This window comes from Nocardia sp. NPDC047038 (assembly GCF_040644075.1).
In the GTDB taxonomy this organism is placed as follows: Bacteria; Actinomycetota; Actinomycetes; order Mycobacteriales; family Mycobacteriaceae; genus Nocardia; species Nocardia sichangensis.
Genome location: NZ_JBEYVQ010000006.1, coordinates 40245 through 59356 on the forward strand (window position 1 = coordinate 40245; position 19112 = coordinate 59356).

A 19112-nucleotide genomic window follows, 5' to 3' on the forward strand; every position below is an offset into this window, starting at 1 on the left:
CGGGATCGGCAGTGACGCAGCAGCGAGTGAAGGTGGGTCAGCTCGGCCCGTTGACCAAGCTGGCGGCCGGTGGTCAAGGGGTGGTCTTCAGCGCGCCGAGCGCGCGCATGCGATACGCGAAAGCGGTGGTGTACAAGGAATACAAACCCGTCGTGCTGGCGAATGTGGCGGTCGACGTGTTGGAGGAGATGCCCGCCTACCTCGAATCGCTGCCCTTCGCGGAGGGCATGGACCTGCTCTCCCGGGTCGCGTGGCCGTGCAGGCTGGTCGAGGCGGACAGCTCCGCCCAGGTGACCGGGTTCGTGATGCCCGCGATTCCGGACGAGTTCTTCATCAAGATGACCATGTCCTCGGCGGTGCAGTCGAAGACCGCGGAGTTCCAGCATCTGCTCAACGGTGACAGTTTCCTGGCGCGGCGCGGCATTCCGCTGACCGACCGGCACCGCTACGAGTTACTCGCCGAAGCCGCCGAAGCGCTGACTATTCTGCACCGCCACGACATCGCGGTCGGCGACCTGTCACCGAAGAACCTGCTGTTCTCGTTACAGCCGGATCGGAAGGTGTACTTCATCGACTGCGATGCCATGCGGCTGCGGTCCCGGTCGGTCTCGGCGCAAGTCGAGACTCCGGACTGGGAGGTCGAGGTGGTCAATCCCGGAGAGGAACTGGCGACCGCGCGATCGGATGCCTACAAGTTCGGGTTGCTCGCGCTGCGGCTGCTGGCCGGAGACCAGAGCACCCGCGATCCGAACCGGCTGCCCGCCGCCGTGCCCGCTCCGGTACGGGGACTCGTCGGCGCGGCCCTGTCGCCCGTACCGGCGCAGCGGCCCCGGCCGGGGGACTGGTTGCCCGCGCTGACCCAGGCCGCGGCGCACGCCGCCACCCGCGCGCCGTCGCCTCCGCCACGGACCACACCGCCGCGCGGAGCGGTGGCGCCCGCCATCGTCACACCGGCACCACCGGTGATCATGCCGCCGCCCGCTGGCCGCCGCCCGTGGGCGCCTCGGATTCCGACTCGGGTAAAGGTGATCTCCGCGCTCGCTCTCCTTGTTGTCGTCGTTGGCTTGCTGGCCGGCAAGATGTCCGGCGACAACGGTCCGAGCGCCGCGGGCAACCGCGCGGCGGCCGTGGCGACCGGACCGACCTCGGTGACCGCCACGATCGCCGTAGGCGCGCAACCCTGGGGCGTCGCCATCGATCCGACCAGCGCGAACTTGTTCGTTACCAACAGCGCAGGCAATTCGGTCTCGGTGATCGACACGAAGACGAATGTCACCGGGGTGGTTACGGCACCGGGAATGGTGAAGCCGACCGCGGTCGCCATAGATTCGGCGGCGGGGCTCGCCTATGTCACGAATGCTGGGAGCGCCTCCGTGTCACTGATCAACACGCGCAATGGGTCTTTTGTGGGAAGTATCCCCGTGGGCGTGGGGCCGTACGGCATCGCCGTCGACTCCGCCTCTCACACCGCTTTCGTCACGAATTTCGAGGCCGACACGGTATCGGTGATCGACACCCGATCCAGGGTGGTCACCGCGACGATCCGGGTCGGTAGCCATCCGTACGGCGTGGCCGTCGACCCGAGTTCGCACAGCGTCTTCGTCGCCAACGCCGGTCCGCCCGGCGCCGTCGACCACACGGTGTCGGTGATCGACCCCGCCCTACCGGTCGTAGCGGCCACGATCAATGTCGGGAATCAACCTTGGGGCGTGGCGGTCGACTCCGACACGCGCACCGCGTACGTCACCAATCATGCCGACGGCACCGTATCGGTGATCGACATTCGAACCCGCGCGGTCACCGCGACATTGCGCGTCGGGCTCGGACCGGTCGGCGTGGCGGTGGACGGGCCGCGGAAGACGGTGTACGTCACCAACCACGGCCTCGACGATGTGCGTACTGCCAGCGCTGTTTCTCTGATCGACACCCGGACCGGAAAGCCCGACAGCTCGATTCGAGTGGGGAGCCGCCCGCACGGTGTCGTCATCGATCCGGGCAACCGGACCGTCTACGTCACGAACTTCAGCGACGGCACAGTGTCCGTGATCGGTGACTGATGGCGACGCACAGCTTCCGCCATGGAAGAAGCCGATGGCCGCGGCTCATTGTGGCAGTCGTCGTCGCATACGCCACCGTCGTGGTCGTGGGCGGCGGGTCCGAGCCCGGGGCGCGTGACAACCCGGTGAGCGCCGGGGACTCCACCGCTCTCGGTCGCACGCTGGAGCCCATCGTGCGCGGAGTGCTCGACGCGCACCTCGTTCCGGGCGCGGTGGTCTACGTGCGGACGCGGGACACCGTGTGGCGACAGGCTTTCGGCACGCGAACGGTCGGGCGGAGCGATCCGGTGACCGTCGACGACTTCTTTCGCGTAGGTTCCACCACCAAGACGATGGTCGGCACGGTCGCGCTGCAGCTGGTCGGGGAGGGCAGACTGGCCCTCGATGATCCGGTGTCGAAGTACCGGCGCGACGTTCCGAACGGCGCCGGCATCACGATCGCCGAGCTGCTGAACATGCGCAGCGGGTTGTTCAGCTATAACGAAGCACCTCAGCTCGCACGAGCGATGGACGACGACCCGGGGCGCACGTGGGAGCCGGAAGAGCTGCTGCGGCTGGGGTTCTCGTCGCCGCCGTATTTCGCCCCCGATGCCGAGTTCCGCTATTCGAATACCAATACGATTCTGTTGGCCTCGGTGCTCGAGCAGATCACCGGTGAGGACATCCGCTCGCTGCTGACGAATCGCATCTTCGTTCCGCTCGGCCTGACGAACACGTCGTTCCCAGCCCTCGGCGACGCGTCCCTACCCATGCCGTCCCCGCACGGATACCTCTACGGCACCAACGAGTCCGCGCTCACGTCACCGCGGTTGCCCGACGACCAGCTCGCCGCGGCTCGCGCGGGATCACTACTGCCGACCGACGTGACGAACCTGGATCCCTCGTGGATCGGGGCCGCGGGCGCGGCGATCTCGACCGCGGCGGATCTGGCTGCCTACGTGCGCGAGCTGGTCGGTGGCGACCGCCTGCTCGGGCCCCCGCTCCAGGCGCAGCGCCTCGACAGCGCGGCTCCGTTGAGCCGGAGCGATCCGGCGGACATCCACTACGGACTCGGACTCGAGTCGTTCGGGCCGCTGCTCGGCCACGACGGGGCGATCCCCGGGTTCCAGACGTTCATGGGCTATGACCCGGTCACCGATATCACCGTCATCGTGTTGTGCACACTGCGCGACGGGCCCGCGGGCGGGCGGCCCGCGAACGAGATCGCCTACGGTTTCGCGCGCACGCTGATCGGCGGCTGATCCGCAGCGGTGGCCGCACGACGTGGCCGGTCACCAGGTGGGCGTCCGGCGAAGCGTCGCATGATGGGCCGGTCCATACCGTGGTAGATGGCCGCCGCGGCGAGGATCGATACGACCAGTACGACTGTCGCCCACAACGCCCAGCCGCCGATCGAGTACCGGTGCCCGCCGATGAACAGCCGGGTGACGATCACCATGACCGGAAACTGGATCATGTAGAACGCGTACGAGATGTCACCGAGCCAGACCAGCGGCCGTCTGGCATTGAGGCCGGAGATTCCCGCCACGTCCCGGGCGGCCAAGGTGGCTATCACCGCCGTCATCGGCGCCACCAGCAGTGCGGACATCTTGTAGTTCACCGGGACGAACCAGGTGGCGCCGTAGACGAGGACCAGCGCTGTCAGCGGTGTGGTCAGCCGCGTATTGCGCCAGAGCCCTTCGGCGACGAGACGAGCGGCGATGACTCCGAGATAGAACTCCGGCAGTCGTGATGCCGGGAAAGGGTAACTGAGCCAGTATGACGTCGGGATCGGAATATCGGGCTGCGCGAACCATTGTGGAGAGGCGTGAATTTCGAACTCGGGCGAGACATCGCCGCGCAGCAGCCTCGGCGCGAAGGTGTTGGCGATGCCCTTGGGGCCGTCAGCCCACAGGTAGAAACCGGTGTGCAGCGCCAGGATCGCGACCAGCAGCGCCGCCGCCGCCCACCACAGCCCGCGTCGCGGAATACGCGCGACCATCGGGTAGGCCAGGGGAAAGCTGAAGTAGAACAGCAACTCCGCGCACAGCGACCAGGACGGGACATTGAGCCCGCCCACCGTGGTCCACTTGGGCACCCAGGTGTGCACGAGCAGAACGTTCGGCGCCCACACCACCGCACGGCCGAGCGGGACGCCTGCCGCGACGACGAACACCAGCGCGGCGACCAGATGGGTCGGGTAGATCTTCAGAATTCGGCGGCGATAGAACAACCGCACCGGCATACCTTCGCGAAACGACCAGTAGATGACGAAGCCGGAGAGCACGAAGAAGAAGGTCACCCCCGCAGCGCCCTGCTGCATCGGAGCAAAAGTGTGAATGGTGCGGAACAGCTCCGACTTCTGGAACGGATAGGCCGGGATGAAGACCAACGCGTGTAGGACGAAGACGGCGAAAGCCGCCCACCACCTCGCGCCGGTGAGCGCGGGCAGCTCAACGGCCGGACGATAGTCGGACGGCATGGGCGGGCCGTGCGTCGCGCTCAGAGCCCGAACCGCTGGCGCACCTGCACGGCGACGGCACCGTTGCCCTGCGCGTTGGGGTGCACCGGGGCGCCGTCGAACGGCGAGTCCGCGCCTGCGAGCCCGCTGATCCACGGCTCCTCCGAGCAACTGGCGTGCCCCGCGGTGATCGCGCGCACGTCGACGAACTCGATGCCGAGCAGCTGCGCGGCGGCACGTTGCGCGTCCTGCAGGCGATCGAGATAAGTGATGTAGCCTTCCGCGCGCGGCTGGACGACCCGTCCGACCACGGCGAGATCCATGCATGCCGCGGGCTGCCCCGGGGGGAAGATCTCCGGGTATCCGACGAGCGCCACCCGCGCGTTCGGGGCGTAGTAACGCACGAACGTGACGACCTCGCGTACGCGGTCCGCGTAGGTCGCGCCGGTCACCGCGTGGTAGTCGGGCAGCCGGTTCTGCTCAGCCGCGTCGAGCCCGCACCCCTCGACGATGTCGAGGAGACAGTCGGTCGAGGGAAACGCGGTCCCGCTCGACGCACCCCAGATGTCGTTCAGGCCCGCTTGGATCAGGACGGCACGTGTATCGGACCCGAACGCGCCCTGTGCGTGGGCCTTTCGTGTCTGATGCACAAGCGTCCAGCCGTTCCCGGTGTCGATCGTGCCGCCGTTGCAGGACACGTCTACGAATCCGGCGGTGCCGGAGAGTCTTGTCGATATGGCGAGTTTGTTCGGCCAAGAGTTCGGTGACCGAGCGCACCCGTCGTCGGCATGGCCGAGGACGGGCGCGGTGGCGGTGAACGAGTCGCCGAGGACGACCAGCGTCGCGGCGCCGGCCGGATCGGCCGTGGCGGTCGTGCCGGAGGGCAGGGCGAGCAACGAGATCGCTACGAGCGCCGCGGTAGCCGTCGACCTACCTCGGACGGATCTCATCGCACACCCAAACTTTCGACGGCACAGGAGGTTCCAGTATCGCGTCGGGCCGCCGCCCGCCGCTGTCGGTCGAACGGCCGACTGCCGTGGGTACCGTGCCGGCACTAGCGTTGCCTCGTGCCTGCTCTCCGATCCGAATCCCGTCGGTTGCCGCTCGCGTTGGGCATCGTCGCGCTCGCGATCGGCGGATGCGCGCAGCCGTCGGAGTCGGCGCCCGCCGCACCGGCAGCGTCGACGTCGGCCACGAGTCCGACTTCCGCCGCGGCGCCCGCGCCGGTGTCGCCGATCGCTTCGGAGCCGATCGCTTCGGCGCCTCCGGAGGCTTCTGTTTCGGAGGCGGCTCTGCCGGAACCCGACGCGCCGGAACCCTTGGTCGAGCCCCCTGTCGGCGTACGCGTCCCGCAGCCGCAGCCGCAGCCGCAGCCCGCCGCGCCGCAGCCCAGACCCGCGCCGCCGCAGCCCGCGGAGCCGCCCTCCCTTCCAGACCCCGGTTTCGAGCCGCGTTCCGGGTACTGACCTCCGCGCTGACGCATGCCGGAAGAATGGTGGCGAGCGGGCGCGATTCGATTCGGCGGCGCACGCGCGGAGCACGCCATTGCCGAGGAATGCGAAGAATCGGCAAGATATTGCTCGATATTCGTGAAGCTCGGCAAAATTTCACTCTTTCGGGCATGTTTCGCCAAAGTAGCTCAGCGGCAACATGATCGAAAGTATGATCGGTGGTGCGGGCGTGCATATCCGCACCACCGCCGGGGTGATGAGGTCTATTACTGTGCTCGTGAGCGCCTACAGAAATGCTCCGCTGCGGCATCGAATATTGAAGGGCTACGTTATCGTCGCGGACGATTTCGATGAAATGCATCGGAAGTTGCGACGATCGTCTCCCACGTCGTCCGGCGGGGAGTACCCACGAGTGTGTTTCGATGCGAAGCGGCCGGGTTGTCTGTGGATCGACACGGGGCCGGTCTGGGTCAGTGATCCCACGCAGCGCGCCGAGGTCGTCGGCGCCCTGGCGGAGGCGGTCTCCGCTGTCGCGGAAGGGGTGCGGAAGGCCGGTGGGTCGCTGTTGCCGTCGGGCATCTCGTGGGGCGCACCGCCGCATCGCCGACTGTGCGCGGACGGGCATTCCATCGAAATCGCCGACGACCTGCAACGCGAAATTCTCAGCAACCTCATCCGGCGCTACGTTCCCGAACTCATCGCGCTCAGTGGGCGTGCGCTGTTCGTCGGAGGTCGTGTCGCCGGACGTGGTTCGCTTCGCCTGGCGGAATCGAAGGATCAGGTCTCGACGAGATATATCGCATCCGCTTCCGCTCGGCATTTGCGGCGGGTCGAGCAGGCGCTGCGCCGTGACGACCGCGTCTCGGGATTCGCTGTGATGGACGTGAATCCGGTGGGTGATGGTGAGTTGGGAATCCCGAATGTCAGCGTTCGATGCCTCGATGCTCAGGTCTTTCCGAGTTCAGCTGTCGCGCAGGCGGTATTGCTGCAAGCACTCGCGGTACGCGCGCGGATGATGCAGCGGGACGGACGGCGTATGCCCGCCGTCCCGCAGCGCATGCTGGATCGGAACCGATCGAACGCCATCGCGAGGGGGATGAGCGGGGAATTCGAGCACGAGGTGGACGAGCAGCGCAAGTCGCGCGAGCAGGCGACCGTTCGCCGCTCGGCGGCCGTTTCGGTGTCCGATCTGCTGGACGACCTGGACGCCGAACTGCGCGCGATGCAGATCGAGCCGCGCGAGATTCTGCCTTTGCTCTCCGCACCGGAACTCGCGAAACTGCACCCGGAGTACGCGCAGACCGAGAACGACTTGCTGGCTGTCTGGAGCCGCCGTCGCCGAATCGGAAGCGATGAGATCGCGGCACTGCTGAGAGACCGCGCGGCGTTGGTCGACGACCAGCTGACCAAGCACAACAGGCAGGTTGCTCCGGGCAGCCTGGGCACCTTGGAGGCGGCATGGCGCACTAGACTTACCGCCCGGCCCCCACGACGCTCGGCGCCGAACGGACGTAAAGGGCCCGCCAGGCCCGCTCGTCCGCGTCGGTCGGACGACGAGATCATCCGCGAGTTGGACGAGTTGACCGAGCAGCGCGACATGGATGAACGGCTGCGGGCTCTGCTGTCCGGTCGCCCGCCGCGAAATCTGGCTCCCGCGCTGTCGCGGCTCGGTCGTGGCAAGGAGGTTCGCCGGGTGCTTCGGCAACCGAACGCCTCCGTGCTCGAACTGGGCGGGCGCGAAGAACTCGGCGACGGCATACCGGACGAGCTGAGCGGTCGGCTGTCGCGGCACGGCCGCGTCTGCGTGCGGCTCGACGTGGCCGAGGCCGAACGGAAAGCCGCCGTGGACGCGATGCTGGGTCTGGCCCGCAGACTGCCGAAGGGAGTGTGCGCCGGATTGATCACCAACCAGGTCTACGTGCGCAAGACCGATCGCCGCGTCAGCATCGAGATGATCGTCTTGAGCTCCACCGCAGGGGAGCGGTCGTGAATCGGCCGGTCAACGTCGTGCTGGACATCCGCCAGACCAGCGATCCGCCTACCGACGCGGCCGAATTGCGCGAGTTGTGGACGCGGGTCGAAAAGTATCTGGCCGGCACCAGTCTGCGCGCCACGGAGAAGGTCGTCGTCCCGCTCCGGGACGACCAGACATGCGTGCTGTGGATACAGGATCGACTGCGCGCTCCCGACCGGGTCGACGACACCACGGTCTTCTCCATACGAGGTGTCCTGGAGCCCGCGACGGTTCGGCACAGGTGCACGACCTGCTCGGCCGCGGGCGTGGTCACCTACGGACCCTTCCTGTGCAGGGGCTGTGACCAGGGCGGTCAGCCGGGCCGCGTGTGCGACGAGCATGCCGTCGTGATCGAAGGTCGCATGACCGCGACCTGCGCGCGCCACCGGCCCGCCTGCTCATGCGGAGCGGCGGCCACGTTCTGGTGCAACGGGGAGCTGTGTCGCGGCCGCAACGCGTTCTGTGACCGGCATCGGGTCGGGCACCCCGGCGGCGTGGACATGTCGTATTGCCGGGATTGCTTCCGGCAGAAATTTCCGGACTGCGCGGCGCAGGGATGCAATTCGACCGGAAGCATCGCCTGTGAGTTCGTCGTCGACGGCAGACGCGCGACTTGCGGAAACGCGGCATGCGCCAGGCACGCGTATCGCTGGCAGATATTCGGGCCGCACAAGCGGGGGCTCGGGCTGTGCCCGGATCACGCGCTGCGGTTGAAGTCGCTGGAAGACCGTCAGATCGTCTTCCAGATCGTGGCGGGAACCACGAATCGGCGGCGGGGCCCGCGCACCGATAGCCGGCGCACATACCTGCGGCTGCCGCGGTTGACGATCGTCCGGCATATCTTCATCAATTCTCGTTCACGCAAATTGGAAGTTCATTCCATCGATCGAATGTTCGGCGAACTCCAGCACGACAACCGCACCGACGGCGTCATGCGGCGTCTGTTGCAGGAGCACGAGAAGATACGCAAAGAGGATCTGGCCGCTGCCGAGCGAGATGGGGCACGCGGTCGCGAGCTGTTCGACAAGCTCACCGCATGGTTGCGGGCACGTGGCCGCGCCGAGGTGGCGAACCACATCAGTTTCGCGGACTACCGGCCGCGGTCCAACTTGCTGTTCGTCAATGTCGAGCCGGAATACCTGGGCCGGTTCATCGGTCGCGGCGGCGCGGAGAAGCGAGCGGTGTCGAACGACCTGGGTGTCAGGGTCGAAGTGGAGCGGAAATGACATCGACCGTGTGGGACAGTCGGCGGCACACATTGCAGGTCGCCCGGGGAGACGGCCTCGTCACCGGCAACATCGTCGCCGTCGGCGCCGGGGATCGGCACGATGTGGGCGGCCGGGGAGAAAACGCTCGGGTGGGCGTGCTCGAGGTGGGCGTCGACGCGTCACGGCAGGCTGCGGTGCGGATCGTCGCCTCGGCTTCCGTCGACGAGGGTTGCGTCGTCGTCAGCACGGAATTGGTCGACGAACTGCGGCTGGAAGTGCTCGACGAGCACGGATGGCGCCTGAACGCGACGGCTTGCGAGCCCGCCGCTCGGATCGTCCTCGAACCGCTCACCGAGAACCGTCTCGACGACGTCAGCAGGCAGTTGCGCAATGCGAAGGACATCGTCGGCCAGCAGATCCATCTCGGCAGCGGTGACGCGTGGGTCTTCGCCGACGGCGAGTCGTTCCGGGTGCGGCAGGTCTTCGACCGCTCCGGGCGGGAGCGAACGGACCTTTGCTATATCGACGCCGAGACCGAGCTGGACGTATTCCTCGCCGGCAATCGCAACGGGGTCGACATCGTGATCCTCGCCGATTGCAGTGGTTCGATGAGCTGGGACGATATCGAGGACCGCGCCGACGTCGTCCGGCTCGGGCTGCGCAGGAGATCCAACTACATCTCGCGGATGGATGCCCTGAAACGTTCGCTCATGGACATGGTCGAGATCCGTCGGCACGTGACCGGGCGGGTGGCCCGCATCGCCCTGGTGAAATTCACCACTACGTCGATGTGCGTCTTCCCGAGATCGGGCTCCATGGCCGAGATCCAGGGCCCCGACGACGAGCGGACGTTACGAGAATTCCAGGGCGCCATTGGTTTGCTGCGACCGGAGAACGCGGCGACCGATATCGGGCAGGCCCTGCACTTCGCGTCCGATCTGCTGCACCGCCACGGCGTGCCGGGCAACGACCGGTTGATCGTTCTGGTCAGCGACGGAGCCGATTGGAAGCAGCAGGGCGAGGAAACCGCCGGAGAGGCCGTGGTCGCGATCGCCGATCCGGTCTCGTTGATGGAGGAATTGCACGAGTTCCTCAACATCAACCTTCATGCCGTCGGAATCGGCGATCGCGACACGTTCATGCGCTGGTGGCAGACGAACCGGCCGGCCGGACACCAGGATCCGCACATCAGTGTGATTCCGAACCACACGCTGCTGCGGGAACTGGTGCAGGTGGGTGGTGGCGACCCGAGCCGCACCGGCGGGGTGGACGTACTCCACGGCTACTTCGCGGATCTGGGCACCGGTGTCGCGCATCATGTCGGCAAACCGTCCGACCCCGGCGGCGCCAGGTTGCAGTCGACGATCGACACACTCCATCCCGCGGGTCGCCGGATCGACAGCGAAATGAGCGGAAAACTCGCGAGCCTCTCGGAGGAATCGCTGGATCTGCGGACCCAGTTGAACGATCTCTCGCGCCGATGCGGTGAGAGCGATCTCTTCGGGCATGTGCACCACAACAAACTGCTGCACCTCGGGCGTCCGCTGCACGGTGCGCGTGATTTCACGTCCTGGATCATGGATTGCCATCACGCGTTCGGCGAGACGTTGGACCGGCGGCTCAAAGGCGAGCAACCCAAGGAACCCCAGGACCGGTACGGAATCGACGGCGTTTACGACAAGATCCGGGATTGGCGGATGGACGCGGTGCGGCGGTTCAGGAACGCCGACGGGCACGCGTTCGTCGAGGGACGGGACGCCGAATTGCTCGGCGCCGTCTGCCTCAAGTTGACGGGCCGGAAGGTCCTCGCGGACGACGACGCCGAGTCGTGGACGAGGTTGCAGGTCGGCTTGCTGGCAGGCGTCATCGAGGTGCTGCGCAACGTCAAGACCGTGCTGGAGAATGCCCCGCTGTCGGCGAGGGCGGAGCAGTATGCCGAGGCGTTCTCCGTCGAGGGCTATTAGTCCTGTGATCACCGGACGCAGGAGAAGCCGTGGCCGCTGACGTATTCGCGTGCCTGATATTCCGGGCGCGCTGGAAGGCCGAGCGAACGCCGTCGTCTCGTGGCTGGTCGCCGGGTCCCCTCCCGGTGCCGATCCCGGCCGTCGAAGCGGCGGCGGGTCGTGCAGGTGAATCGGTGGTTGCCGACCGCAGCGCTCGGACCGGGTACTTCTCCGCCCGCGTGCACGACGCGCTGTACAGCGCGCAGGACACCGGCCGTTGGCACAGACGGTCGAGCGGCGAGCCGCCGGAATGGAGAGGTGCGGTAGTCCACGACTGGGAATTGCTGTTGGACGAAGAAGGCGGCTACGCCGTCGCGCACGTGCGGCTGCCTCAGCAGGCTGTCGAGGTGCTGTCCGAACTCACCAAGGTGCGCGGAGAGGGCCGCCGATGGCTGTCCGCGCTCGTCGACGACGTGACTTTCGAGCCGGTGCGACCGCGCGTCGTCACTCACTTCTGCTGGGCGGGTGATCGGATACCGGAGCCGATTCCCGATCCGGCGGCCCTGTCTTCGTGGTCCACGATGCAGCGATGGCAATGGTTTCTGGCCTCCGGCACGTCGGCGGCGGACGGACTGCCCGACCCCGCCGATCCGCGGATCTTCGCAGGCACCGTTCACCTCTCGAGTGATTGGCGCGCGACGATTCTGCGGGATGGCGTGACCTACACCGCGCTGACCTCCACCGAGGCCACCGATTTCCACGCCGTCGCGCGCGCCTACGTGCGGTCGATTCATCTGGACGCCGTTCTGCTCGGCTTACTGCAATTGAACGCCTTGCACCGCATCGCGGATCGGGTCGCGGGCATCCGGGTCGACCGCACCGGCGCGGGGGCGGTCGAGTCGCTGGAGGCGGAGATCCTCGATATCCGCGCCAGGTTGTGGTGGAACAACGTTTCCGAGCGTGGAGTGCAGGTCGCGGAGGTGCTGCGCGCCTTCCAGAATCAGCACCGGATGGCCGATCTCTACGCCCAGGTCGTCGCCGACCTCGACGATATCTCCGTTATCTGCAAGCGCGCCGCGCGCGGCTGGAGGACGAGGCGCTCGCCGACGCGCAGGCACGACAGCGCCGCGCCGAGGAGCGCCATCGCGTGTCCGAGGATCGCGATCGCCACAATCAGACCACCATCGCGGTGATCTCGTTCGTGCTGTTGCCGTTCGCCGTCACCTTCAGCGGCGCTGCTGTGCTCGCCGATCCGAGTGTGTCCGCCTTCGCGTGGAGTATCGTCGCGGCCCTCGTGTTGTCACTTGCCCTCGCGGTCGCTTCCTTTCTGCGTGATCGGTGACCTGAGCGGCCGGATCCCTACGGGAATTGGCGGGCTCCGGACAGCGGTTCGTACGGCTGTTCGCGTCGCGGTCGCGCGGGAACGAGGGAAGACAACCCGTGGCAGCGCTCACAAGGTGATTGGCTCTGCCGGACCCGGGTATGCGACCCATGTCAGCCGACAAGGAATTGGGAGGTATGTGATGCCCGAGCATCGGAGCGGACCCCTGGAAGCTGTCGAAGGTGTCGTCGAGGACGCCAAGGGGAAGGCGAAGGAAGCCGCTGGCGTCGTCACCGGTGACGAGGACCTGAAGAAAGAGGGTCGCGCACAGCAGGACAAGGCCGAATCGCAGCGCGAGGCGGCGCAGAAGGAAGCCGAGGCCGAAAAGGCCCGTGCGGAAGCAGATCTCGACGAGGCCCGTCAGAGCGCGTACGAGAGCGGCAAGGACGCCTAGCTCCCGCGAGATTCGATGTGGCCGTTTGGCGGAACGGCCCGTCACCGGCCCGGCGGTGAACCACCGCCGGGCCGTTCTCAGCAATTACTCGGCGCGGGAACACCTTTGAAGCGCGCTTCCAGCCAACTGAGCGCGGACGGTACGCCGAGCACCGCGGCGGACAGATGGTCCGGACTCGGGAATTTCTCGTATTGCACTCGCGCACCCGCGGCGCAATACCGCCGAACCGTAGCGTCGACCGACTCGACCGGGATGAGAGCGTCCTGCTCCGCCCGCCATTGGTAGCTCGGCGTGGCCGGGATGTCCTCGTAGAGTTCCAGGCTGTTCTCCTCGAGCACCTCGCGTGCGCGCTTGTCGTCGGCCAGTGAGTTCGAGGCCGCGACGTCCACGATGCCGCGGCCTGCGCCGACCAGCAGGATGTCGTTGGTGCAACTGTTGGCGATCCGATTGCGGACCGACAAGCCGAGCGAATTCAGTTGGTCGCTCACCGGCAGCCGCGTCGGGTACTCACGCTCCAGCCCGAGGGCGGCGGCGAAAGCGAGACCGAACACCGCGTGCGGCGCGTAGCCGAGGCCCTCGATCATCTTGACCAGATTCATCGGCACCCCGCCCGAGGCGACCCCGACGAGCGACAGTTCCGGCGCGTAGGTCGGCGCCAGCGCGGCCGCCCACGCGCTCGCCATGCCTCCGCCGGAATAGCCGAGCAGGCCGACCGGGCTGTCCGCCAATCCGAGTTCGGCGACCCGCCGTGCGGCGCGGATGCCGTCCAGCGTGATCATGCCGCCGAGTTTGGCGGCGCCGTAGGCACTGGTGGGTCCGAGGTGGTCGGGGAGAGCGACCGACCAGCCGCGCAGCAGGAGGGCATTGAGCGCGGGCGCTTCGCGGATCGACAGGTTGGGGTCGCTGGTGTAGAGCACGCGCGACACCGTGCACTGGGTGCCGAGTGCGTTGATGATGTGCTGATAGGACAGCAGTGGCCTACCAGGGGTGGGATTCTGCGGCGTCAGCACGGTGGTGGTGGCCGCGATCGGCTCGCCCGCGGAGTTGGTGGAGCGGAATTTGATCATCGTGACCGTCGAGCCGGGAAACATCGGCAGCGCGGGCATCGGGCGGACGGCGAGGACGTCGCCCGGCGCGGCGTGGTCCAGTCCCGCCGAAGCGGCGTAGAACGGATCCGGATCCGGTGCGGGGTAGATCGGTTGCGCCGCGGCCTGCGGTGTGATCACACAGAGGGCGGCCGCTGCGGTGGCGATGAATAATCGAAGCATGGTTTTCGTCGACTCCCCTTCATCACAACGTGCTGTTCAGTAACGCTGGTGTGCTGAAGCCGAATGCAACCGGACACCGGTCGCTCGCGACCGATGCCCGGACCTGCACACTGTAGGGGACGATCGGGAAAAAGCCGAGGTCGCCGCGCCGCTCGTCGACGGAGGGGCGCGCCGCGCGCCCGTCGGCTACCGTGACCCGGTGCTTTTGCTGGTCGTCGGCGTGGTCCTGCTCGGTGTGTTCGCGGTGCGATTCGGCAGGGACCGCAGGCGTCTGGGCCACGGGGTGTTCCTGCTCCTCGGGCTGGGGTTCGTCGGCGCGTGGGTGGTCGGCCGGATCATCGAGGGCGATCGCACGGTGGTGCTCGCGCCGCTGGTGGTGCTGCTGTCACCGCTGCTGGTGCTGGTGCTGGCCGGGTTGTCGATCGCCAACGGCGCGCAGTTGGTGCGCCGTGAGGGTTGGCGTCTTCCGAATCTGTTGCCGCTCGGACTCGGTATCGCCCTGTTGACGCCGTACGTGGTGCTCCTCCTGGCACTGCTGACCGAAAACATCTGGCTGGTAGTGCTTCTGGCGTCGCTCACGATGACGATCAGCTACGTCGGATTTCTGTTCGCGGCGTTCCTGTTGTATTCCCTGTGCTACGGACTGTTGCCCTACCGTCCCGGGATGGACGCGATCGTCGTGCACGGCGCCGGGCTGGTCGACGGTGAGGTGCCGCCGCTGCTGGCCGCGCGCCTGGATCGGGCGATCGAGGTCTACCGTGACGAAGCCGGTGCGGGGCGCGCCCCACTGCTGATCGCCAGTGGCGGTAGGGGAGACGACGAGGAGGTCTCCGAGGCGTCGGCCATGGGTGATTACTTGATCGACCGGGGCGTGCCGGAAGACCGCGTCGTGCTGGAAGACCGGTCGGGAACGACCGAGGAGAATCTGCTCTTCACCAAACGGCTGCTCGGCGAGCGCGGTCCCACTACGCGCATGGTGCTGGTGACGAGCAACTTTCACATGTTGCGCACGGCGATCCTGGCCCGCCGCCTCGACCTCGACGCCGAGGTGACGGGCGCCAAGACCGCCTTCTACTACTTGCCGAGCGCCTTCCTGCGCGAGTTCGCCGCGCTGCTGGTGGCCTACAAGTGGAGCAACGCGATCGTGGCCGCGGCGCTGGTGTCGCTTCCGCCGCTCGCCCTGCTGGCCACCCGCGGGTGACTCAGAAGCTCTTGTGCGGAACGCCTACGGTGAGACCGCCGTCCACCACGAACTCGGCGCCGGTCGAGTACGACGATTCGTCGCTGGCCAGGAACGTCACCAGCGCGGAGACCTCGGACGGGTCGGCGCCGCGGCCGAGCGGGATCTGGAGGAAGTCCTCCGGGATGTTCTCGGTCATCGGTGTACGGATCAAGCCGGGGTGCACGGAATTCACTCGGATCTTGTACTGCGCCAGCTCGAGCGCGGTGGATTTGGTGAGCCCGCGCACGGCGAACTTGGTGGCCGTGTAGCCGTGCAGGCCCGGGCTGCCGCGCATGCCTTCGACAGAGGAGATGTTGATGATCGAGCCGCCGCCTGCATCGATCATCGCGGGCGTAGCGGCCTGCATCCCGAGGAATGTGCCGGTGAGGTTGATGTCGATGATCCGTTGCCACTCGGCCAATTCGAACGCGACGAGCAGGTTGCCGTTCACGATGCCCGCGTTGTTCACCAGGACACTCAGTGACCCGAAGCGCTCCACCGCCGCGCCGACGGCTTTGCGCCAGTCTTCTGGCTCGCGCACGTCGAGGTGGACGTAGGCGGCGTTGTCGCCGAGTTCCGCGGCGACCGCGGCGCCCTCGTCGTCGAGCACGTCGCCCAGCACTACGCGCGCGTCCGCGGCGACCAGGGCCTTTGCGTGCGCCGCGCCCATGCCGCGCGCTCCGCCGCTGATCAACGCCACCTTGCCGGTCAACCGCCCCATCCGAGGTACCTCCGTCTCTCGATCTGCTTGTAACACGTTACAGAAAATGCGCCTCGTGTCGACACGTTCCGCGACAGTAGCCCAGGCGGTCGCCGGTGACGGCGTGATCGACCGCGCGTCCCGGTGAGCGGGCCGTCGATGCCATCCTTCGAATGGTGCCGGTTTTTTTTCGGGAGTGTCCGGTGCCGACGGTGGTCGCGAAGGATTCGGTCGCGCCCTGCCGGGGAACGTGCCGGAAAGTGGCCCGTATGAGCATTCGGCGCCCATCGTGCGAGCCTGGGCCGGGTGCGCGACTCCTGATGGGGCGGAAGTTGTCGGCGGGCGCATCGCCCGACATTCGGTGCGCGAATCTCGAGGCGTGTCCGGCGCTGCGCGGGTGGTGCTTCGGGCGGCCATCGGCTGCGATGGAAAGGGCGGGCAGCCGTGACGTGAGGGCCCGGATGCCCCGCGTCGGCTACGGCTTGTGTCCCGCACATGTAGAACGTGTTCTAGAATGGCCAAGGTGTGACCACTCGGGAGGTGCGCTATGACGAACCCCGGCCGAAGCGTGACGCGGTTCGGCGGACGTTTGCGGGTGCCGGATATCGCCGAGGTGCCCGGTGGCCGCCTGGTCGAGCTGGCGGGTCGAGGCCGGACCTACGTGGTCGACATCCCGGGGCCCGAGCACGCGCCCGCGCTGGTGCTCCTGCACGCCACCGCCTGCACCGCGTACCTCACCTGGTTCCCGTCGCTGGCGGAGCTGGCCCGGCGGTACCGGGTCATCCTGTTCGACCAACGGTGGCACGGGCGCGGCATCCGCTCCGAGCGGTTCACCCTGGAGGACTGCGCCGACGACGTGGCGGCCGTGCTCGACGCGTTGGAGATCGACCGAGCCATCTGCGCCGGGTTTTCGCTGGGCGGAATCGTCAGCCTGCTGGCGGGACATCGCCATCCGGACCGAGTGAGCGGGCTGGTGCTGTGCGCGACGCCCTATCGGTTCCGCGAGAAATGGCGCGAGCACGCTTTTCACCGGACGTTCGGCGCTGTCGCCGCCGCTGTGGAGCAATACTCCTACCGTCGTGCCGAGAAGCTCGCGGGCCGTCTGCCCGAGCTTCCCGAGATCACGTGGGCGCCGGGACGGTTGAATCGCTGGGCGCTCGGCGAGTTCCGCAGCACCAGCGGGTGGGCGCTCACCCAGGTGCTCGCCGCGGTGGGGCGCTTCGACGCGACCGCGTGGTTGCCGGAGCTGACGATGCCGACGGCGGTGGTGATCACGACCCGAGATCGCGCGATTCCCGTCTATCGGCAGATGGAGTTGGCGACGATGATTCCAGGGGCGAGCAAGCATCTGGTCGCGGCCGGGCACGCGTCCTGTGTGCTGGAAGCCGATCGGTTCGTACCGGTGCTGCTCGAAGCCTGTGCAGCCGTCGCCGCGAAGATGTGACTCGGCAGGTCCCGTCCGGCGGCGGTGGCGGACCGGGACCCGGCGCTCAGCCCGACGTGCGTGCCGCGGCGAGCAATTCGGCGACCACGCCGGGAACGGCGTCGGCCAGCGCGGCGATGTCGGGCACCAGTTCCTTGCAGGCGATGAATCCGAAATTCAGCTTGTCGTTGTTCGACAGCACGGTCACCGTCAGGCCCGCGCCGTGGAACACCGGTCCGAACGGGTACATCCCGTCCACCCGGATGCCGAGGAAGTACAGCGGCATCGGCGGACCGGGCACGTTGGACACCACCAAGTTGTGCACCACCGGGTGCTTCTCCGCCAGCTTGAGCGAGGAGTACATCCGTGCGGCGAGCCGGAAGGTGTTCGGCGGGGCGTATTTCGACCAGTCCTGCAGGAAGTCGGCACCCATCACCTCGTGCTCTTCCTTGGCTCCCCGGTTGGCCTCGGCCACCTCGCGCAGGCGTTCCACCGGGTCGGCGATGTCGGTGCCCAGCCGCGCGAACAGCGTGGACACCTTGTTGATCCCGGCCTTGTGCCGGGTCGACTCGTGCACGGACACGGGTACGGACGCGATGAGCGAGCGGTCCGGCAGCTCGTCGCGCCCGGCCAGATAGGCGCGCAGCGCACCGGCGACGACGGTCAGCACCACGTCGTTCACCTTGACGCCGAACGCGGAGCGGATCTCCTTGACGGCGTCGAGTTCGGCCTCGGTGAACGCGACGGCGCGGTGCGGGGTGATGGCGAGATTGAACGGCGTGCGGGGAGCGGAGAACGGGATGGCCATGCCCGTCTTGTTCTGGCGACGGCGCTGCGCGAAACCGGCGACTACGCCGACCGTTTTCGGCAGCATCCCGACGATGCCCGCTCGGGTCGGGAACTTCACCACCGCCTCGGCCAGCAATTGCCAGTCATTCGGTTTCGGCTCGGGGCGCCACTCCTGGTCGGGTACCTCCTTGGCGGCACCCGGCTCCGGATCGCACAGGTGCATCATCAGATCGGCGCCGGTGATGCCGTCCACGGCGGCGTGGTGGTATTTGCAGACCACCGCGACCTTCCCGTCGTCGAGACCCTCCACCACGGACATCTCCCACAACGGGCGGTCGCGATCCATGGGGCGGCTGGCGATGTCCCCGACGAGTTCGGCCAGTTCGCGGCGTCCGGCCGGCGCCGCGATCGCGATGCGGCGGACGTGGTAGTCGAGGTCGAAATTCTCGTCCTCCACCCACACGGGATGGTCGAGGTTCAACGGCACCTCGTACACGCGGCGGCGCATCTGCGGAATCAGAGGAAGTCGCCGAGCCAGTTCGGCTTTGAAGCCGTCGAACGAGTAGCCGCCCGACGACGGGTCGAGGATCAGCAGCGCGCAGACGTGCAGATGCTGGGTCCCGGTTTCCAAGTAGAGAAAGCTGGCATCCAATCCGGTCAATCGTTCCATAGCAGAAGACTACTAGAACACGTTCTAATTTTGGGCCGGAAACGGCAGGTGTGACGACTGTCGCGGGTGGTGTCACCGTACAGCGGTGCGTAACGCTTTTGTGTGTTACCGAAAGTTCCACGTATGTGTATGATCCTTGCTACGGATATGTA

General features: G+C 67.2%; 16 protein-coding genes. 10 read left to right on the forward strand and 6 right to left on the reverse strand.

Features of this window, described 5'->3' with window-relative positions:
• The first annotated feature begins 11 nt into the window (after positions 1 to 11).
• Together ABZ824_RS21410 and ABZ824_RS21415 are read left to right on the forward strand one after the other, a co-directional pair.
• Positions 12 to 2057 (forward strand): hypothetical protein, encoded by a 2046-nt coding sequence (locus tag ABZ824_RS21410; RefSeq protein ID WP_356964939.1) that lies wholly within the window; start codon positions 12 to 14, stop codon positions 2055 to 2057.
• 50 nt (positions 2058 to 2107) lie between these two features.
• Positions 2108 to 3298, forward strand: a complete 1191-nt coding sequence (locus ABZ824_RS21415) for a serine hydrolase domain-containing protein (RefSeq protein ID WP_356964940.1) — start codon at positions 2108 to 2110, stop codon at positions 3296 to 3298.
• Here the strand turns inward: ABZ824_RS21415 and ABZ824_RS21420 are convergent.
• From ABZ824_RS21420 to ABZ824_RS21430, 3 genes are all read right to left on the reverse strand, one after another.
• Positions 3265 to 4518 (reverse strand): acyltransferase, encoded by a 1254-nt coding sequence (locus ABZ824_RS21420; RefSeq protein WP_356964942.1) that lies wholly within the window; start codon positions 4516 to 4518, stop codon positions 3265 to 3267. The two genes, ABZ824_RS21415 and ABZ824_RS21420, sit on opposite strands and share 34 nt — an antisense overlap.
• Before the next feature lie 20 nt (positions 4519 to 4538).
• Positions 4539 to 5447: an SGNH/GDSL hydrolase family protein gene (locus ABZ824_RS21425; protein ID WP_356964943.1), complete on the reverse strand. Its 909-nt coding sequence runs from the start codon at positions 5445 to 5447 to the stop codon at positions 4539 to 4541.
• Positions 5448 to 5551: 104 nt separating this feature from the next.
• On the reverse strand, positions 5552 to 5980 hold the full coding sequence (locus ABZ824_RS21430; protein WP_356964945.1) for a hypothetical protein: 429 nt from the start codon (positions 5978 to 5980) through the stop codon (positions 5552 to 5554).
• Between the two features lie 380 nt (positions 5981 to 6360).
• Here ABZ824_RS21430 and ABZ824_RS21435 point away from each other — a divergent pair, with 380 nt between their 5' ends.
• The 6 genes from ABZ824_RS21435 (at position 6361) to ABZ824_RS21460 (ending at position 12888) form a co-directional block, all read left to right on the forward strand.
• Positions 6361 to 7938, forward strand: coding sequence for a hypothetical protein (locus tag ABZ824_RS21435; RefSeq protein ID WP_356964946.1), 1578 nt, complete (start codon positions 6361 to 6363; stop codon positions 7936 to 7938).
• Positions 7935 to 9188, forward strand: coding sequence for a KH domain-containing protein (locus tag ABZ824_RS21440; protein WP_356964947.1), 1254 nt, complete (start codon positions 7935 to 7937; stop codon positions 9186 to 9188). The genes ABZ824_RS21435 and ABZ824_RS21440 overlap by 4 nt, the downstream gene beginning before the upstream one ends.
• The gene (locus ABZ824_RS21445; RefSeq protein ID WP_356964948.1) at positions 9185 to 11134 is read left to right on the forward strand and encodes a vWA domain-containing protein; all 1950 of its coding nucleotides are present in this window, start codon (positions 9185 to 9187) and stop codon (positions 11132 to 11134) included. Before ABZ824_RS21440 ends, ABZ824_RS21445 begins: the two co-directional genes overlap by 4 nt.
• 29 nt (positions 11135 to 11163) lie before the next feature.
• Entirely contained in the window at positions 11164 to 12306 is a 1143-nt protein-coding gene (locus tag ABZ824_RS21450; protein WP_356964950.1) for a hypothetical protein, read from the forward strand.
• Positions 12261 to 12455 (forward strand): hypothetical protein, encoded by a 195-nt coding sequence (locus ABZ824_RS21455; RefSeq protein WP_356964951.1) that lies wholly within the window; start codon positions 12261 to 12263, stop codon positions 12453 to 12455. The genes ABZ824_RS21450 and ABZ824_RS21455 overlap by 46 nt, the downstream gene beginning before the upstream one ends.
• A 181-nt stretch (positions 12456 to 12636) precedes the next feature.
• A complete protein-coding gene (locus ABZ824_RS21460) occupies positions 12637 to 12888 on the forward strand; it encodes a CsbD family protein (protein WP_039804891.1) in 252 nt (83 codons plus the stop codon).
• 77 nt (positions 12889 to 12965) lie between these two features.
• Here ABZ824_RS21460 and ABZ824_RS21465 read toward each other — a convergent pair whose 3' ends face one another.
• On the reverse strand, positions 12966 to 14156 hold the full coding sequence (locus tag ABZ824_RS21465) for a lipase family protein (RefSeq protein WP_356964952.1): 1191 nt from the start codon (positions 14154 to 14156) through the stop codon (positions 12966 to 12968).
• Between the two features lie 199 nt (positions 14157 to 14355).
• Here ABZ824_RS21465 and ABZ824_RS21470 point away from each other — a divergent pair, with 199 nt between their 5' ends.
• Positions 14356 to 15357 (forward strand): YdcF family protein, encoded by a 1002-nt coding sequence (locus tag ABZ824_RS21470; RefSeq protein WP_356964953.1) that lies wholly within the window; start codon positions 14356 to 14358, stop codon positions 15355 to 15357.
• A gap of 1 nt (position 15358) precedes the next feature.
• Here ABZ824_RS21470 and ABZ824_RS21475 read toward each other — a convergent pair whose 3' ends face one another.
• Positions 15359 to 16099 carry a glucose 1-dehydrogenase gene (locus ABZ824_RS21475; RefSeq protein ID WP_356964954.1) on the reverse strand — a complete coding sequence of 247 codons (741 nt, stop codon included), beginning with the start codon at positions 16097 to 16099 and terminating at the stop codon, positions 15359 to 15361.
• 526 nt (positions 16100 to 16625) lie between these two features.
• Here ABZ824_RS21475 and ABZ824_RS21480 point away from each other — a divergent pair.
• Positions 16626 to 17522: an alpha/beta hydrolase gene (locus ABZ824_RS21480; protein WP_356964955.1), complete on the forward strand. Its 897-nt coding sequence runs from the start codon at positions 16626 to 16628 to the stop codon at positions 17520 to 17522.
• Between the two features lie 46 nt (positions 17523 to 17568).
• Here ABZ824_RS21480 and ABZ824_RS21485 read toward each other — a convergent pair whose 3' ends face one another.
• Positions 17569 to 18960, reverse strand: coding sequence for a wax ester/triacylglycerol synthase family O-acyltransferase (locus ABZ824_RS21485; protein ID WP_356964957.1), 1392 nt, complete (start codon positions 18958 to 18960; stop codon positions 17569 to 17571).
• Between the last annotated feature and the right edge of the window lie 152 nt (positions 18961 to 19112).

Bases quoted from the DNA above. Each gene is read 5' to 3' on its own strand.
- ABZ824_RS21420 (WP_356964942.1), bottom strand. From the start codon at position 4,518: ATGCCGTCCGACTATCGTCCGGCCGTTGAGCTGCCCGCGCTCACCGGC.
- ABZ824_RS21425 (WP_356964943.1), bottom strand. From the start codon at position 5,447: ATGAGATCCGTCCGAGGTAGGTCGACGGCTACCGCGGCGCTCGTAGCG.
- ABZ824_RS21430 (WP_356964945.1), bottom strand. From the start codon at position 5,980: ATGCGTCAGCGCGGAGGTCAGTACCCGGAACGCGGCTCGAAACCGGGG.
- ABZ824_RS21445 (WP_356964948.1), top strand. From the start codon at position 9,185: ATGACATCGACCGTGTGGGACAGTCGGCGGCACACATTGCAGGTCGCC.
- ABZ824_RS21460 (WP_039804891.1), top strand. From the start codon at position 12,637: ATGCCCGAGCATCGGAGCGGACCCCTGGAAGCTGTCGAAGGTGTCGTC.
- ABZ824_RS21465 (WP_356964952.1), bottom strand. From the start codon at position 14,156: ATGCTTCGATTATTCATCGCCACCGCAGCGGCCGCCCTCTGTGTGATC.
- ABZ824_RS21475 (WP_356964954.1), bottom strand. From the start codon at position 16,099: ATGGGGCGGTTGACCGGCAAGGTGGCGTTGATCAGCGGCGGAGCGCGC.
- ABZ824_RS21480 (WP_356964955.1), top strand. From the start codon at position 16,626: ATGACGAACCCCGGCCGAAGCGTGACGCGGTTCGGCGGACGTTTGCGG.
- ABZ824_RS21485 (WP_356964957.1), bottom strand. From the start codon at position 18,960: ATGGAACGATTGACCGGATTGGATGCCAGCTTTCTCTACTTGGAAACC.